Source organism: Pseudomonas sp. TE31087 (assembly GCF_057284075.1).
This window is the reverse complement of sequence record NZ_JBXVNN010000001.1, coordinates 225,709-242,005: the sequence shown is the minus strand read 5'-3', so window position 1 is coordinate 242,005 and position 16,297 is coordinate 225,709. Positions and strand designations below refer to the sequence as shown.

The 16,297-nt window shown below is 65.3% G+C and carries 17 protein-coding genes and 1 pseudogene; 16 read left to right on the top strand and 2 right to left on the bottom strand.

The window, feature by feature from the left end; translation table 11 throughout:
- The first annotated feature begins 36 nt into the window (after positions 1–36).
- Positions 37–564, top strand: coding sequence for an RNA polymerase factor sigma-70 (locus ACZ899_RS01080; protein ID WP_203651777.1), 528 nt, complete (start codon positions 37–39; stop codon positions 562–564).
- Between the two features lie 187 nt (positions 565–751).
- On the opposite strand, the gene ACZ899_RS01075 is transcribed toward ACZ899_RS01080, so the two are convergent.
- Complete coding sequence (locus ACZ899_RS01075) at positions 752–1,552, bottom strand: substrate-binding periplasmic protein (protein WP_203651775.1); 801 nt, start codon at positions 1,550–1,552, stop codon at positions 752–754.
- Positions 1,553–1,740: 188 nt separating this feature from the next.
- Here ACZ899_RS01075 and ACZ899_RS01070 point away from each other — a divergent pair, with 188 nt between their 5' ends.
- Together ACZ899_RS01070 and ppnP are read left to right on the top strand one after the other, a co-directional pair.
- Positions 1,741–2,292 carry a 3'-5' exonuclease gene (locus tag ACZ899_RS01070; RefSeq protein WP_234561750.1) on the top strand — a complete coding sequence of 184 codons (552 nt, stop codon included), beginning with the start codon at positions 1,741–1,743 and terminating at the stop codon, positions 2,290–2,292.
- 73 nt (positions 2,293–2,365) lie between these two features.
- On the top strand, positions 2,366–2,650 hold the full coding sequence (gene ppnP / locus ACZ899_RS01065) for a pyrimidine/purine nucleoside phosphorylase (RefSeq protein ID WP_038705716.1): 285 nt from the start codon (positions 2,366–2,368) through the stop codon (positions 2,648–2,650).
- A 102-nt stretch (positions 2,651–2,752) separates the two neighbouring features.
- Here the strand turns inward: ppnP and ACZ899_RS01060 are convergent, their stop codons facing one another.
- On the bottom strand, positions 2,753–3,445 hold the full coding sequence (locus ACZ899_RS01060) for an alpha/beta family hydrolase (protein WP_234561748.1): 693 nt from the start codon (positions 3,443–3,445) through the stop codon (positions 2,753–2,755).
- Between the two features lie 49 nt (positions 3,446–3,494).
- On the opposite strand from ACZ899_RS01060, the gene ccoN (ACZ899_RS01055) reads away from it, so the two are divergent.
- The 13 genes and pseudogenes from ccoN (ACZ899_RS01055) (at position 3,495) to ACZ899_RS00995 (ending at position 16,196) form a co-directional block, all read left to right on the top strand.
- Entirely contained in the window at positions 3,495–4,919 is a 1,425-nt protein-coding gene (ccoN, locus tag ACZ899_RS01055) for a cytochrome-c oxidase, cbb3-type subunit I (RefSeq protein ID WP_050706570.1), read from the top strand.
- A 13-nt stretch (positions 4,920–4,932) separates the two neighbouring features.
- Positions 4,933–5,541: a cytochrome-c oxidase, cbb3-type subunit II gene (gene ccoO, locus ACZ899_RS01050; RefSeq protein WP_028692880.1), complete on the top strand. Its 609-nt coding sequence runs from the start codon at positions 4,933–4,935 to the stop codon at positions 5,539–5,541.
- A gap of 5 nt (positions 5,542–5,546) precedes the next feature.
- Positions 5,547–5,741 carry a cbb3-type cytochrome oxidase subunit 3 gene (locus ACZ899_RS01045; RefSeq protein WP_234561746.1) on the top strand — a complete coding sequence of 65 codons (195 nt, stop codon included), beginning with the start codon at positions 5,547–5,549 and terminating at the stop codon, positions 5,739–5,741.
- Positions 5,738–6,679 (top strand): cytochrome-c oxidase, cbb3-type subunit III, encoded by a 942-nt coding sequence (ccoP, locus tag ACZ899_RS01040; RefSeq protein ID WP_234561744.1) that lies wholly within the window; start codon positions 5,738–5,740, stop codon positions 6,677–6,679. The genes ACZ899_RS01045 and ccoP (ACZ899_RS01040) overlap by 4 nt, the downstream gene beginning before the upstream one ends.
- 559 nt (positions 6,680–7,238) lie before the next feature.
- The gene (gene ccoN, locus ACZ899_RS01035; protein ID WP_011533054.1) at positions 7,239–8,681 is read left to right on the top strand and encodes a cytochrome-c oxidase, cbb3-type subunit I; all 1,443 of its coding nucleotides are present in this window, start codon (positions 7,239–7,241) and stop codon (positions 8,679–8,681) included.
- Positions 8,681–9,289, top strand: a complete 609-nt coding sequence (ccoO, locus tag ACZ899_RS01030) for a cytochrome-c oxidase, cbb3-type subunit II (protein ID WP_186715631.1) — start codon at positions 8,681–8,683, stop codon at positions 9,287–9,289. The genes ccoN (ACZ899_RS01035) and ccoO (ACZ899_RS01030) overlap by 1 nt, the downstream gene beginning before the upstream one ends.
- A gap of 5 nt (positions 9,290–9,294) precedes the next feature.
- Positions 9,295–9,486, top strand: coding sequence for a cbb3-type cytochrome oxidase subunit 3 (locus ACZ899_RS01025; protein ID WP_186715629.1), 192 nt, complete (start codon positions 9,295–9,297; stop codon positions 9,484–9,486).
- Entirely contained in the window at positions 9,483–10,460 is a 978-nt protein-coding gene (gene ccoP / locus ACZ899_RS01020) for a cytochrome-c oxidase, cbb3-type subunit III (RefSeq protein WP_203651767.1), read from the top strand. Before ACZ899_RS01025 ends, ccoP (ACZ899_RS01020) begins: the two co-directional genes overlap by 4 nt.
- A gap of 304 nt (positions 10,461–10,764) precedes the next feature.
- On the top strand, positions 10,765–12,180 hold the full coding sequence (gene ccoG, locus ACZ899_RS01015) for a cytochrome c oxidase accessory protein CcoG (RefSeq protein ID WP_234561729.1): 1,416 nt from the start codon (positions 10,765–10,767) through the stop codon (positions 12,178–12,180).
- A 15-nt stretch (positions 12,181–12,195) separates the two neighbouring features.
- The gene (locus ACZ899_RS01010) at positions 12,196–12,723 is read left to right on the top strand and encodes a FixH family protein (RefSeq protein WP_069017296.1); all 528 of its coding nucleotides are present in this window, start codon (positions 12,196–12,198) and stop codon (positions 12,721–12,723) included.
- A 129-nt stretch (positions 12,724–12,852) separates the two neighbouring features.
- Positions 12,853–15,324 carry a heavy metal translocating P-type ATPase gene (locus ACZ899_RS01005; protein ID WP_234561727.1) on the top strand — a complete coding sequence of 824 codons (2,472 nt, stop codon included), beginning with the start codon at positions 12,853–12,855 and terminating at the stop codon, positions 15,322–15,324.
- Positions 15,306–15,518 carry a cbb3-type cytochrome oxidase assembly protein CcoS gene (gene ccoS, locus ACZ899_RS01000; RefSeq protein ID WP_050706577.1) on the top strand — a complete coding sequence of 71 codons (213 nt, stop codon included), beginning with the start codon at positions 15,306–15,308 and terminating at the stop codon, positions 15,516–15,518. Before ACZ899_RS01005 ends, ccoS begins: the two co-directional genes overlap by 19 nt.
- A pseudogene (locus tag ACZ899_RS00995) lies at positions 15,511–16,196 on the top strand (sulfite exporter TauE/SafE family protein). Before ccoS ends, ACZ899_RS00995 begins: the two are co-directional and overlap by 8 nt.
- Positions 16,197–16,297: the final 101 nt, after the last annotated feature.

Here is a 16,297-nt window from a genome sequence, read left to right as displayed (position 1 = left end):
TGCGCTCCCACTCCTCTTCGAGACAAGGTGATTTCCATGGCGGAACAACTATCCACAAGTAAGTGCGATTCACCATTACTCCAGGCATTCGTCGACAACCGCAGCATCCTGGTGAAGATCGCGGCGCGCATCACCGGTTGCCGCTCCCGCGCCGAGGATGTGGTGCAGGACGCCTTCTTCAGGCTCAGCGCCGCCCCGCAGATCACCTCTTCATTCAAGGCCCAGCTCAGCTACCTGTTCCAGATCGTGCGCAACCTGGCCATCGATCACTACCGCAAGCAGGCCATGGAGCTGAAATACACCGGCAGCGAAGAGGAAGGGATGAACGTGGTCATCCAGAACGCCTCGCCTGAAGCCACCCACATCAATCTCGCCGCCCTGGAGCACATCGCCGACGCCCTCGACGAACTGCCCAAGCGCACCCGCTACGCCTTCGAGATGTACCGCCTGCATGGCGTGCCACAGAAGGACATCGCCAAGGAGCTGGGGGTGTCGCCGACGCTGGTCAACTTCATGATCCGCGATGCGCTGATCCATTGCCGCAAGAGCAGTCGCCTGGGCTGAGCTGTTCTCCATCGATTCTGCTGGACCCTGTGGGAGCGGGTTTACCCGCGAAGAATCCAACGCGGCGCCTGGCACCGGCTGCGCCGGTGTTCGCGGCTGAAGCCGCTCCCACAGGAGCACGCGTTTGCCTCGGGCACTGCAGAATCCTGCACGCTCATTACTGAATACGCGGCAACTTCGCCGAAATTTAGTCGTGCGGCGCTTCGACGGTGATCTTGTAGGGCTTGAAGATGCGCAGCAGTTCGCCATTTTCCCGCAGCTGGCGCAACAGGCTGGCGAAGGCCTCGGGGCTGATGGCCGCACCCGGGCGCAGCAGCGCGTAGTGATGGTAGACCTGATCGACCCGTTGCGACGCCAGCAACTGGCCGGCGCTGTCCGGGTTGCGCTGGAGGAAGTCGCTCAGGTACGAGCGGGTGACCAGGGCAATGTCGGCACGCCCGCGCTCGACCATGTTCAGGTTGCTGTCGTGGGAATAGGTCAGCGTGGCGCGGTAGCGCTTCTTCAGCCAGGCCGGGTCCGCGTTGAAATCGGCGAAGGCGTAGTGGTAGCCATTGAACAGCGCCAGGCGCTTGCCCTCGAGGTCGTCGAAGTAATGCTGGTCACGCCCGGCCTGCTGGCGGCTGACGAAGATCTCGGCATCCTCCAGGCCCATGTCCACCGCCTTGTGCTCGATCTCCTGCCAACCCCACTGCGGATTCTCGAAGATCGCCATGTCGGTGCGGCCCTGCTGGAAATCGCCGAAACGCCGGGGAATCGAGGTGGGCACCAGGACGAAACGATACAGGGACTGCGAGCGATTGAGCGATTCCACCAGCTGCGGCAGCAGGCCGGTATCGGCACCCTGCTCCGGGCGCACGGTGTAGGGCGGGAAATGCGCCGCCCCGATCTTCACTTCCCGCACCACCTCGGCCTGCGCCGCAGCACTCAGCAAAACCGTCGCGAACAGCAACAGGGCGGACGACAGCTTGGCATTGGGCAGTGGAGTCAAGTCGGGACACTCATCACGGGTAAAGGCCTGAATGCGCCTAAGCTAGGCGTTTTCCCGCACAGGCACAACCGCCGAATATGCCAAAGTGCCAGGGGATGTCGTGGGCCTCGAGTTTGGCTACGCTCTACTGGCCTGCGCACGCGCCCCGGCGAGCGCGCAGGCTTTTCTGCATTGATAGGGAGCCTGGCATGGGCCATTGGTTGGTGATCGACCTGGAAGCCACCACCGACGACGGCGGCTGGCCGGTCACGGAGATGGAAATCATTGAAATCGGCGCAAGCCTGGTCACCCGCGATGGGCGCGAGGTCGACCACTTCCAGCGCTTCGTACGGCCCCGGCGGCGGCCGCAGCTGACCCCCTTCTGCTGCGAGCTGACCCACATCGGCCAGGCCGAGGTCGATGCGGCTGCGCCCTTCCCCGAGGTCTGGGCCGCGTTCGAACGCTGGCTGGGCCATCACCAGGCACACTTGCAGGCCTGGGTCAGCTGGGGCGACTACGATCGCAAGCAGCTGCTGCAGGAATGGCAGGCGCACCATGTGCGCAGCCTGCTCGAGCAACTGCCGCACATCAACCTCAAGCAACGCTTCGCCAAGGCCCGCCACCTGCAGCGCCCGGCAGGCCTGAACAGCGCCCTGCAACTGGCCGGCCTGCAGTTTTCCGGGCAACAGCACCGGGCCCTGGAAGACGCCCGCAACACCGCACGCCTGCTGCCCCTGAGCCTGCCGCCGGGCAGCGCCTGAAACAGATGACGCAGGGGCGGGCCTTGGGCATACTGGCCAGCCCTTTTTTCAGTCCTTTTTCAGGAGTCGCCCGATGTTCAAGGTCAATGAGTACTTCGATGGCACCGTCAAGTCGATCGCCTTCGAAGGCAAGGAAGGTCCGGCCACCGTGGGCGTGATGGCCCCGGGCGAATACGAGTTCGGCACCGCCAAGCGCGAGATCATGCACGTGGTCTCCGGCGCCCTGAGCGTGAAGCTACCGGGCAGCGACAACTGGGAAACCTTCAATGCTGGCGACAAGTTCAACGTGGCCGCCGACAGCAAGTTCCAGCTGAAGGTCGCCGTGGATACCGCTTACCTGTGCGAGTACCGCGACTAAGCGATAGCCTGCACCGGCCTCTTCGCGGGTAAACCCGCTCCCACAGGGTTCGAGCATTGCACCGTCCCTGTGGGAGCGGGTTTACCCGCGAAGAAGGCTGCATCAATCTTTCAGGAAAGCCGCCACCCGCTGCGCCGCCGCCTGCATGTGCTGCTCATGGCTGAACCCCGACGCCTTCAACGGCTTGAGGTCATGATCGGCCGCCACCAGCCAGCTCACCTCGATCGCCGGCGATAGCTCATATCCTTGCACCGCCTCACGATTGCCCAGGGCATCCCGCTCGCCCTGCACGATCAGCGTGCGCGTGCGTAGCCCGGCCAGGTGCTCCACCCGTGGCTTCTCAGGCTTGCCCACGGCATAGAACGGATACCCCAGGCAGACCAGCGCATCGGCGCCCAGTTCATCCGCCAGCAGGCTGGCCATGCGCCCGCCCATGGACTTGCCGCCAACGGCCAACCGCCCTGCGACCAATGGTCGCAGCTGGTCGTATACATTCCGCCAGCATTCGAGCAACACCTTCTGCGGATTGGGCGGTCGCTTGCCACCGTTCAGGCGCCGCTCGGCCATGTACGGAAACTCGAAGCGCACCACCCCTACCCCTTGCCCCGCCAGCCTTTGCGCCATGTCCTCCATGAACCCGCTGTCCATTGGCGCACCGGCGCCATGGGCCAGGATCAGGCAGCTGGAAATGCCGCGATCCTCCGCCATTTTCGGAGGATCGCAGCGCAAGCCTGGGACATTTCCGATCTTCGCCCATTGATCCCCGTCAATACCGGCACTTTGCCCATTAATCATGCTTGCCTCGCTGTTTAGCCTGCCTATAACCGTGGATGGGAACCCATACATGAACACAACCAGCAGTACCGCCTACAACTACCAGGTGGTCCGCCAATTCGCCATCATGACGGTGGTGTGGGGCATCGTCGGGATGGGGCTCGGCGTCTTCATTGCCGCCCAGCTCGCCTGGCCCGCCTTCAACCTCGACCTGCCGTGGACCAGCTTCGGCCGCCTGCGACCCTTGCACACCAACGCGGTGATCTTCGCCTTCGGCGGCTGTGCCCTGTTCGCCACCTCCTATTATTCGGTGCAACGCACCTGCCAGACCACCCTGTTCGCGCCACGCCTGGCCGCGTTTACCTTCTGGGGCTGGCAGCTGGTGATCCTGCTGGCGGCGATCAGCCTGCCGCTGGGCTACACCAGCACCAAGGAATACGCCGAACTGGAATGGCCGATCGACATCCTGATCACCATCGTCTGGGTGGCCTATGCCGTGGTGTTCTTCGGCACGCTGATGAAGCGCAACACCAAGCACATCTACGTGGGCAACTGGTTCTTCGGCGCCTTCATCCTCACCGTGGCGATCCTGCACATCGTCAACAACCTGGAAGTGCCGGTCAGCCTGACCAAGTCCTACTCGCTGTATGCCGGCGCCACCGATGCCATGGTGCAGTGGTGGTACGGCCATAACGCCGTGGGCTTCTTCCTGACCGCCGGCTTCCTGGGGATGATGTACTACTACGTGCCCAAGCAGGCCGAACGTCCGGTGTACTCGTATCGCCTGTCGATCGTGCACTTCTGGGCGCTGATCACCCTGTACATCTGGGCCGGCCCGCACCACCTGCACTACACCGCGCTGCCGGACTGGGCGCAGTCGCTGGGCATGATCATGTCGCTGATCCTGCTGGCCCCGAGCTGGGGTGGCATGATCAACGGCATGATGACCCTCTCGGGCGCCTGGCATAAGCTGCGCAGCGACCCGATCCTGCGCTTCCTGGTCGTCTCTCTGGCGTTCTACGGCATGTCCACCTTCGAAGGCCCGATGATGGCCATCAAGACGGTCAACGCCCTGTCCCACTACACCGACTGGACCATCGGCCACGTCCACGCCGGCGCCCTCGGCTGGGTGGCGATGATCTCGATCGGCGCGCTGTACCACACCATCCCGAAAGTGTTCGGCAAGGAGCGCATGTACAGCCTCGGGCTGATCAACGCGCACTTCTGGCTGGCCACCATCGGCACCGTGCTCTACATCGCCTCGATGTGGGTCAACGGCATCGCCCAGGGCCTGATGTGGCGCGCGGTCAACAGCGACGGCACGCTGACCTACTCGTTCGTCGAAACCCTGGTGGCCAGCCACCCAGGCTTCGTCGTGCGCTTCGTCGGCGGCGTGATCTTCCTCAGCGGCATGTTCCTGATGGCCTGGAACACCTGGCGCACCGTGCGCGCCCCGGCCGCCGAGCAAGCCACCGCCAACGCCCAGCTGGCTTGAGGAGTAGAGCCTGATGAACCATGAAGTCGTTGAGAAAAACATAGGCCTGATGGCCCTGCTGATGGTGTTCGCCGTCAGCATCGGCGGCCTGACCCAGATCGTCCCGCTGTTCTTCCAGGACGTCACCAACAAGCCGGTCGAGGGCATGAAGCCCTACACCGCCCTGCAGCTCGAAGGCCGCGACATCTACATCCGCGAAGGTTGCGTGGGCTGCCACTCGCAGATGGTCCGGCCGTTCCGCGCCGAGACCGAGCGCTACGGCCACTACTCGGTGGCCGGCGAGAGCGTGTGGGACCACCCGTTCCTGTGGGGCTCCAAGCGTACCGGCCCGGACCTGGCCCGGGTCGGCGGCCGCTACTCGGACGACTGGCACCGCGCGCACCTGTACAACCCGCGCAACGTGGTGCCGGAGTCGAAGATGCCGTCGTATCCGTGGCTGGTGGCCGCGCAGGTCGACAACAGCCACACCGACGTCAAGATGCGCGTCCTGCGCGGCCTCGGCGTGCCCTACAGCGACGACGACATCGCCGGCGCCAAGGACGCGGTCAAGGGCAAGACCGAGATGGACGCGCTGGTCGCCTACCTGCAGGTGCTCGGCACCGCGATCAAGAACAAGAGGTGAGTGCGATGGAAATAGACATCGGCATGATCCGCGGCCTGGGCACCCTGGTGGTGATGATCGCCTTCATCGGCCTGTCGCTCTGGGTGTTCAACCGTCGCCGCGACCGTGATTTCGCCGAAGCGCGCCTGCTGCCCTTCGTCGACGACCGCCTGCCCCCCGCCGGGCAGGAACCTGCTGCAATGAGGAGTACCCGGCAATGACCACCTTCTGGAGTACGTACATCAGCGTACTGACCATCGGCAGCCTGATCGGCCTGACCTGGCTGCTGCTCGCCACCCGCAAGGGCCAGAGCAGCGACACCACCGACCAGACCATGGGCCACAGCTTCGACGGCATCGAGGAGTACGACAACCCGCTGCCGAAATGGTGGTTCTGGCTGTTCGTCGGCACCCTGGTGTTCTCGGTCGGCTACCTGATCCTCTACCCGGGCCTGGGCAACTGGAAAGGCATCCTGCCCGGCTACGAGAATGGCTGGACCCAAGTGGACGAGTGGCAGAAAGAGATGGACAAGGCCGACGCCAAGTTCGGCCCGATCTTCGCCAAGTATGCCGCCATGCCGGTGGAAGAGGTGGCCAAGGATCCGCAAGCGCTGAAGATGGGCAGCCGGCTGTTCGCCTCCAACTGCTCGGTGTGCCACGGCTCCGACGCCAAGGGCTCCTACGGCTTCCCCAACCTGACCGACAGCGACTGGCGCTGGGGCGGCGAGCCGGAGACCATCAAGGCCTCGATCATGAACGGCCGCCACGGCATCATGCCGGGCTGGGCCACGGTGATCGGCGAGCAGGGCGTGGCCGATGTGGCGGCCTTCGTGCTGACCAATCTCGACGGTCGCACCCTGCCGGCTGATGCCAAGGCCGACCCGGCCAAGGGCAAGGAGCTGTTCGCCACCAACTGCGTGGCCTGCCACGGGCCTGAAGGCAAGGGCACCCCGGCCATGGGCGCGCCGAACCTGACCCACCCGCAGGCGTTCATCTACGGCTCGAGCTTCGCCCAGCTGCAGCAGACCATCCGTTATGGCCGTCAGGGCCAGATGCCGGCGCAGCACGACATCCAGGGCAACGACAAGGTCCACCTGCTGGCGGCCTATGTGTATAGCCTGTCGCAGGAGCAGGCCGCTGAAACAGTGACTGCCAAGTAACACTCGTGGGAGCGGGCTTGCCCCGCGATGGCGCCAAACCTGACGACCTCATCGCCGGAACCGACGCCATCGCGGGGCAAGCCCGCTCCCACGCTGTAAAAGCCTGCAACTCCGCTCCCTGTGCGAGAGTGCAGCCCCAAAGGGTTTGGTGATCTCCTACAGACCTCCCCCTCTCCCCTCCCCGCCTTGCACCCCCTCCGAACACAACTAAGCTTGTTGCCACAGTGGCTCCGCTCGCAGCGACCGGAACAGACGTGGTGCACAGCCTGACATCACGCATCGACTCCACGCTCACGAGCCTGCGGCTTTGGGATGACGCCTTGCGTGCCCGTCCCCGATTAAAAAGCTTGACCGAACGATCAGAAAAACATGGAAAACGGTACACATTACAAATATTTATTTGTGTACAATCATCCAGCCCAAGAGCCGCGGGACGGCGGTGAAAAGGGTCTGGACACGGGTCGGCGCAGGTTTCCTTGCGTTGCCATAACCCTGGTGGTTATCGATACTGGCGCCGATTTACCAACCAACAAGAACACCCAAACCGTGGAACCTTAGAATGAGCACTGCAATCAGTCCGACTGCTTATAACTATAAGGTCGTCCGCCAGTTCGCCATCATGACGGTGGTCTGGGGGATCCTTGGCATGGGGCTCGGCGTCTTCATCGCCTCGCAACTGGTATGGCCCCAGCTCAACCTGGACCTGCCATGGACGAGCTTCGGCCGCCTGCGCCCACTGCACACCAACCTGGTGATCTTCGCCTTCGGTGGCTGTGCCCTGTTCGGCACCAGCTACTACGTGGTGCAGCGCACCTGCCAGACCCGGCTGATCTCCGACAGCATGGCTGCCTTCACCTTCTGGGGCTGGCAGGCGGTGATCGTCGGCGCGCTGATCACCCTGCCGATGGGCTTCACCACCACCAAGGAATACGCCGAGCTCGAGTGGCCGCTGGCGATCCTGCTGGCCATCGTCTGGGTCACCTACGCCCTGGTGTTCTTCGGCACCATCGTCAAGCGCAAGACCAAGCACATCTACGTCGGCAACTGGTTCTACGGCGCCTTCATCGTGGTCACCGCGATGCTGCACATCGTCAACCACATCTCGCTGCCGGTGAGCCTGTTCAAGTCCTACTCGGCCTACGCCGGCGCCACCGACGCGATGATCCAGTGGTGGTACGGGCACAACGCCGTGGGCTTCTTCCTCACCACCGGTTTCCTCGGGATGATGTACTACTTCGTGCCCAAGCAGGCCGAACGCCCGATCTACTCCTATCGCCTGTCGATCGTGCACTTCTGGGCGCTGATCACCCTGTACATCTGGGCCGGCCCGCACCACCTGCACTACACCGCGCTGCCGGACTGGGCGCAGTCGCTGGGCATGGTGATGTCGATCATCCTCCTGGCGCCGAGCTGGGGCGGCATGATCAACGGCATGATGACCCTGTCGGGCGCCTGGCATAAGCTGCGCACCGACCCGATCCTGCGCTTTTTGGTGGTGTCGCTGGCGTTCTACGGCATGTCCACCTTCGAAGGCCCGATGATGGCCATCAAGACGGTCAACTCGCTGTCGCACTACACCGACTGGACCATCGGCCACGTCCACGCCGGCGCCCTCGGCTGGGTGGCGATGATTTCCATCGGCGCGGTCTACCACATGATCCCGAAACTCTACGGCCGCGAGCAGATGCACAGCGTCGGCCTGATCAACGCGCACTTCTGGCTGGCCACCATCGGCACCGTGCTGTACATCGCCTCGATGTGGGTCAACGGCATCACCCAGGGCCTGATGTGGCGCGCCATCAACGACGACGGCACCCTCACCTACTCCTTCGTCGAAGCCCTGCAGGCCAGCCACCCGGGCTTCATCGTCCGCGCCCTGGGCGGTGCGTTCTTCGCCTCCGGCATGCTGCTGATGGCCTACAACGTGTTCCGTACCGTGCGCGCCGCCAACCCGGTTCAGGCTGAGGAAGCCGCCAAGATCGTCGTCGTGGGAGCCCACTGATGAAGCATGAAGCAGTCGAGAAGAATATCGGCCTGATGGCCTTCTTCATGGTCATCGCCGTCAGCGTCGGTGGCCTCACCCAGATCGTCCCGCTGTTCTTCCAGGACGTCACCAACAAGCCGGTCGAGGGCATGAAGCCGCGTACCGCGCTGGAGCTCGAAGGCCGCGACATCTACATCCGCGAAGGCTGCGTGGGCTGCCACTCGCAGATGATCCGGCCGTTCCGCGCCGAGACCGAACGCTATGGCCACTACTCGGTGGCCGGCGAAAGCGTGTGGGACCACCCGTTCCTGTGGGGCTCCAAGCGCACCGGCCCGGACCTGGCCCGGGTCGGCGGCCGCTACTCGGACGACTGGCACCGCGCCCACCTGTACAACCCGCGCAACGTGGTACCGGAATCGAAGATGCCGTCGTACCCGTGGCTGGTGGAGAACAAGCTCGACGGCAAGGACACCGCCAAGAAGATGGAAGTGCTGCGCACCCTGGGCACGCCGTATACCGACGAAGACATCGCCGGCGCCCGCGACGCGGTCAAGGGCAAGACCGAGATGGACGCCATCGTCGCGTACCTGCAAGGCCTTGGCACCCTCATCAAAAGCAAACGGTGACGCTGATGGATATCGGGATGATTCGCGGCCTGGGCACCGTCGTGGTGCTGGTGGCCTTCGTGGGCCTGGCGCTGTGGGTGTTCAGCCCGCGGCGCAAGCAGGAATTCGACGAAGCGACGCAATTGCCGTTCGCGGACGATCCAGACGCCACCCGGCACGTCGAGCAAGCAAAAGCTTCTAGGAGCAAACAACAATGACAACCTTCTGGAGTCTGTACGTCACCGTCCTGACCCTGGGCACCATTTTCGCCTTGACCTGGCTGCTGCTGTCGACCCGCAAGGGCCAGCGCGAAGAGATTACCGACGAAGTCGTCGGCCACGCCTTCGACGGCATCGAGGAGTACGACAACCCGCTGCCGAAATGGTGGTTCTGGCTGTTCGTCGGCACCGTCGTCTTCGCTCTCGGCTACCTGGTGCTGTACCCCGGCCTGGGCAACTGGAAAGGCATCCTGCCGGGCTACGCCTACGTCGACAACGACAAGAAGACCGAGTTCTCCAACGGCCAGGCCGGCTGGACCGGCGTGCACGAGTGGGAAAAGGAAATGGCCAAGGCCGACGCCCGTTTCGGGCCGATCTTCGCCAAGTTCGCCGCCATGCCGCTGGAGGATGTGGCCAAGGACCCGCAGGCCCTGAAGATGGGCGCGCGCCTGTTCGCCTCCAACTGCTCGGTATGCCACGGTTCCGACGCCCGCGGCGCCTACGGCTTCCCCAACCTGACCGACAGCGACTGGCGCTGGGGCGGTGAGCCGGAGACCATCAAGACCACCATCATGAACGGTCGCCACGGCGTGATGCCGGGCTGGGCCACGGTGATCGGCGAGCAGGGCGTGGCGGATGTGGCGGCCTTCGTGCTGACCAACCTTGACGGGCGCAAGCTGCCCGAGGACGCCAAGGCCGACCCGGCCAAGGGCCAGCAGATCTTCGCCACCAACTGCGTGGCCTGCCACGGGCCTGAAGGCAAGGGCACCCCGGCCATGGGCGCGCCTAACCTGACCCATCCGCAGGCATTCATCTACGGCTCGAGCTTCGCCCAGTTGCAGCAGACCATCCGCTATGGCCGCCAGGGGCAGATGCCGGCCCAGGCGCAGATGCAGGGTAATGACAAGGTGCACTTGCTGGCCGCTTATGTGTACAGCTTGTCGCATCAGGCGGAACCGGCCAAGACCGAGTAAGGCAGGCCTGGCCTCTTCGCGGGTAAACCCGCTCCCACAGGTACTTCACTGAACCTGTGGGAGCGGGTTTACCCGCGAAGAGGCCGGCACTGACAGCACAATTCCTGCAGGCCTCATGACCTGAATCAATTGACACCCGCCATAACACGATTCACACCACGAACCCAACGCGACTAAAGGTCGCAGCGCGCCCCGCACGCGCCATCTCAGGCGTATCATGGGCCGCAGAGCGCTAGCAGAACGCGCGAGACTGCGGCCGGCACGCACTGGCCGCGGCATTTCTCCACTGCCGTGGGACTTGATGATGAGCAAGCAAATTCCGGTACATGACGTCACCCCGCCTGCCAGCAAAGGGAAGGATTCCGTCGACCTCTACGCCTCGCGCGAAAAAATCTACACCCGCGCCTTCACCGGCATCTTCCGCAGGCTGCGGATGGTCGGTGGCGCGGTGCTGTTCCTGCTGTACTTCGGTACCGTCTGGCTGAACTGGGGCGGCCACCAGGCCGTCTGGTGGAACCTGCCGGAACGCAAGTTCTACATCTTCGGCGCCACCATTTGGCCCCAGGACTTCATCCTGCTCTCGGGCATCCTGATCGTCGCCGCCTTCGGCCTGTTCTTCATCACCGTATACGCCGGGCGGGTCTGGTGCGGCTATACCTGCCCGCAGAGCGTGTGGACCTGGGTGTTCATGTGGTGCGAGAAAGTCACCGAGGGTGATCGCAACCAACGCATGAAACTGGACAAGGCGCCCATGAGCGCCAACAAGTTCCTGCGCAAGCTGGCCAAGCACGGCCTGTGGCTGCTGATCGGCTTCGTCACCGGCATGACCTTCGTCGGCTACTTCTCGCCGATCCGCGAGCTGGCCATCGAGTTCTTTACCGGTCAAGCCGATGGCTGGGCCTACTTCTGGGTCGGCTTCTTCACCCTCGCTACCTACGGCAACGCCGGCTGGCTGCGCGAGCAGGTGTGCATCTACATGTGCCCGTACGCGCGCTTCCAAAGCGTGATGTTCGACAAGGACACCCTGATCGTCTCCTACGACCCGCGCCGCGGCGAGACCCGCGGCCCGCGCAAGAAAGACATCGACTACAAGGCCAAGGGCCTGGGCGACTGCATCGACTGCACCATGTGCGTGCAGGTCTGCCCCACCGGCATCGACATCCGTGACGGCCTGCAGATCGAGTGCATCGGCTGCGCCGCCTGTATCGACGCCTGCGACAGCATCATGGACAAGATGAACTATCCCAAGGGCCTGATCAGCTACACCACCGAGCACAACCTGTCCGGGCAGAAGACCCACATGCTGCGCCCGCGCCTGATCGGCTATGCCCTGGTGCTGCTGGTGATGATCGGCGCCCTGGCCACCGCCTTCGCCACCCGTTCGCTGATCGGTTTCGACGTGGCCAAGGACCGCGTGCTGTACCGCGAGAACGCCCAGGGCCGGATCGAGAACGTCTACAGCCTGAAGGTGATGAACAAGGACCAGCGCGACCACGTCTACGTGCTCGACGCCACCGGCCTGCCCGACCTCAAGCTCGAAGGCCAGCGTGAGATCCGCGTGAGCGCCGGCGACATCGTCAACCTGCCGGTGCAGTTGTCGGTTGCCCCGGAACAACTGCCCTCGACCACCAACGAAATCACCTTCATCCTCAAGGACGCCGACGACAGCGCCAGCCAGGTTGAAGCCAAGAGCCGTTTCATCGGCCCACAGATCCGCTGAGAGAGAACACCAACAATGCCTGCAGCCACCGCCGCCAGCCCCTGGTACAAGCACCTCTGGCCCTGGATCATCATCGGCATCCTGGCCACCTCGGTGTGCCTGAGCCTGACCATGGTCAGCATCGCCGTGCGCAACCCGGACAACCTGGTCAACGACAACTACTACGAGGCCGGCAAGGGCATCAACCGCTCGCTGGACCGCGAACTGCTGGCCCAGACCCTCAACCTCAAGGCCAGCGTGCACCTGGACGAGCTGACCGGCGAAGTGGAAGTACGCCTGACCGGCAACAGCGACCCGCAGACGCTGGAGCTGAACCTGATCTCGCCGACCCAGCCGGACAAGGACCGCAAGGTGCCGCTGATCCGCGCCGAACAGGGCCGCTATGTCGGCCAGCTCGACGACAAGGTCCAGGGGCGGCGCTTCGTCGAGCTGCTGGGCAGCCAGGATGAGCATGTGTGGCGACTGTTCGAGGAAGAGAAGGTCGAGCATGGGGTGACCTTGCAGCTGGGGGACGAGGCGCTGCAAGGTGCCGAGCACCAGTAACGGCGATATCACCACACTTCGTGGGAGCGGGCTTGCCCCGCGATGGGGCTGGGCCTGAAAACGAGTATCCCGGACCCATCGCGGGGCAAGCCCGCTCCCACGAGCCCGCACCGGCAAGAAGAGATGTCGATGACCCACCCCACCCCCTGCTACCACTGCGCCCTGCCCGTTCCCGCCGGCAGCCGCTTCACCGCCGTGGTCCTCGGCGAGCCGCGACAGTTCTGCTGCCCCGGCTGCCAGGCAGTGGCCGAGTCCATCGTCGCCGGCGGCCTGGAGCACTACTACCAGCACCGCAGCGACACCAGCGCCAACCCTGAGGCCCTGCCCCGCCAGCTCCAGGATGAACTGGCGCTGTACGACCGCAGCGACGTGCAACAGACGTTCGTTCGCCATGAAGGCGAGCTGGCCGAAACCATCCTGATGGTCGAGGGCATCAGCTGCGCCGCCTGCGGCTGGCTGATCGAGAAGCACCTGCGCAACCTGCCCGGCGTCGACGACGCCCGCCTGAACCTGTCCAACCACCGCCTGCTGGTCAGCTGGGACGACCAGCAGCTGCCGCTGTCCAGGCTGCTGGCCGAGCTGCGCCAGATCGGCTACGCCGCCCACCCCTACCAACCCGACCAGGCCGCCGAACAGCTGGCCCGGGAAAACCGCAGCGCCCTGCGCCGCCTGGGCGTGGCCGGGCTGCTGTGGTTCCAGGCGATGATGGCGACCATGGCCACCTGGCCGGAATTCAACATCGACCTGTCGCCCGAGCTGCACACCATCCTGCGCTGGGTCGCGCTGTTCCTCACCACCCCTATCGTGTTCTACAGCTGCGCGCCGTTCTTCAAGGGCGCGGCCCGCGACCTGCGCACCCGCCACCTGACCATGGACGTCTCGGTGTCGCTGGCCATCGCCCTGGCCTACTGCGCCGGGATCTGGACCGCGATCACCGGCAGTGGCGAGCTGTACTTCGACACCGTCGGCATGTTCGCCCTGTTCCTGCTCACCGGCCGCTATCTGGAGCGCCGGGCCCGCGAGCGCACTGCGGCGGCCACCGCGCAACTGGTCAACCTGTTGCCGGCCTCGTGCCTGCGCCTGGACGCCAACGGCCAGGGGGAGCGCATCCTGCTTGGCGAACTGCAGTGCGGCGACCGGGTGCAGGTGCTGCCCGGCGCGGTGATCCCGGCCGACGGGCTGATCGTCGACGGGCGCTCCAGCGTCGACGAGTCGCTGCTCACCGGCGAATACCTGCCTCTGGCCCGCCGCGCCGGCGACCGGGTGACCGGCGGCACCCTCAACGTCGAGAGTACCCTCACGGTCGAAGTCCAGGCCCTGGGCCAGGACTCGCGGCTGTCGGCCATCGTCCGTCTGCTGGAGCGTGCCCAGTCGGAAAAGCCGCGCCTGGCGGAAATCGCCGACCGCGCCTCGCAATGGTTCCTGCTGTTCACCCTGGTGGCGGCCGCCGTGATCGGTGTGGTCTGGTGGCAGCTTGATGCGCCCCGGGCGTTCTGGATCGTCCTGGCCATGCTGGTCGCCACCTGCCCCTGCGCCCTGTCGCTGGCCACGCCGACCGCCCTTACCGCCGCCACCGGCAGCCTGCACAAGCTCGGCCTGCTGGTCACCCGCGGGCATGTACTGGAGGGGCTGAACCAGATCGACACGGTGATCTTCGACAAGACCGGCACCCTCACCGAGGGCCGCCTGGCCTTGCGCAGCGTGCGCCCACTGGGCCGGCTGGACGGCGACCAGTGCCTGGCGCTGGCCGCCGCGCTGGAGAACCGCTCCGAGCACCCCATCGCCCGCGCCTTTGGCCGCGCCGCCGAGGCCGCCGAAAGCGTCAGCACCATGCCGGGGCTGGGCCTGGAAGGCGAGTTGGCCGGCCAGCGCCTGCGCATCGGCCAGCCCGCCTTCGTCTGCGCCCTCAGCGGCGCCGAGGTCCCCGCCGTGCCGGAGCCACGCGGGCAATGGCTGCTGCTGGGCGACCGTCAAGGGCCGCTGGCCTGGTTCGGACTGGACGACCGCCTGCGCGACGACGCCCAGGATCTGGTGGCCGCCTGCAAGGCCCGGGGCTGGCAAACGCTGCTGCTGTCCGGCGACAGCTCGCCAATGGTTGCTGAAGTGGCCACGCAACTGGGCATCGACCAGGCGATCGGCGGCCTGCGCCCGGACGACAAGCTGACCCGCCTCAAGGCCCTGCAAGGCGAAGGACGCAAGGTGCTGATGCTCGGCGACGGCGTCAACGACGTGCCGGTACTGGCCGCCGCCGACATCAGCATCGCCATGGGCAGCGCCACGGACCTTGCCAAGACCAGCGCCGACGCGGTGCTGCTGTCCAACCGCCTGCAGGCGCTGGTGCAGGCCTTCGACCTGGCTCGCCGGACCCGCCGCAACATTGTCGAGAACCTGCTCTGGGCGACGCTGTACAATGGCCTCATGCTGCCGTTCGCCGCGCTCGGCTGGATCACCCCGGTGTGGGCGGCGATCGGCATGTCGGTCAGTTCGCTGATCGTGGTGCTCAACGCCCTGCGCCTGACCCGGCTGCCCGCCGAGGCGGCGCCGGGCGCGCGCGAGCCGACGTCGCTCGAAAGGAAACCGCTATGCCCGCCCTCTACGTGATGATCCCCGCCGCCCTGCTGCTGGTCGGCGTCGCCGTGTACATCTTCTTCTGGGCGGTGGACAGCGGCCAGTACGACGACCTCGAAGGCCCGGCCCACAGCATCCTGTTCGATGACCAGGACCCGCGCCACCAGGCCGCCGTGAAGCCCGGGGACGAACAGCCCGACGACAAGGACCCCGCGCCACGTGCCTGAACTGATTCCACTGCTGGGCTCGGCGCTGGTCCTGGGCCTGCTCGGTGGCGGCCACTGCCTGGGCATGTGCGGCGGCCTGATGGGCGCCCTCACCCTGGCCATCCCTGCTGAACAGCGCGGCCGCCGCCTGCGCCTGCTGCTGGCCTACAACCTCGGGCGCATCCTCAGCTATGCCGCCGCCGGCCTGTTGCTGGGCCTTGCCGGCGTGGCGCTGGCCAGTAGCCCGCTGGCCATCGGCTTGCGCGTTGTCGCGGCACTGCTGCTGATCGCCATGGGCCTGTACCTGGCCGGCTGGTGGAGTGGACTGACCCGAATCGAGGCGCTCGGCCGCGGCCTGTGGCGCCATGTGCAACCGATCGCCACCCGCCTGCTGCCGGTGTCCAGCCTGCCTCGCGCCCTGCTGCTGGGCGCCCTGTGGGGCTGGCTGCCGTGCGGGCTGGTGTACAGCACCCTGCTGTGGGCGGCGAGCCAGGGCGATGCGCGCTGCACAGCGCGGCGCTGATGCTGGCGTTCGGCGTCGGCACCTGGCCGGTGCTGCTGGCCACCGGGCTTGCCGCCGAGCGCGTGGGTCGCCTGCTGCGCAAGCGCGGGGTGCGCATGGCCGGCGGCGTGCTGGTGGTCCTCTTTGGCCTGTGGACACTGCCCGGACCTCACCAGCATTGGTTGATGGGACATTGATCGCGGGGCAAGCCCGCTCCCACGCCAGCCCCGCGACGGCCGCCAACTCACCTTGATACAAATCAACACGACTTCTTACATCCGCCCCTAGACTCCGGACA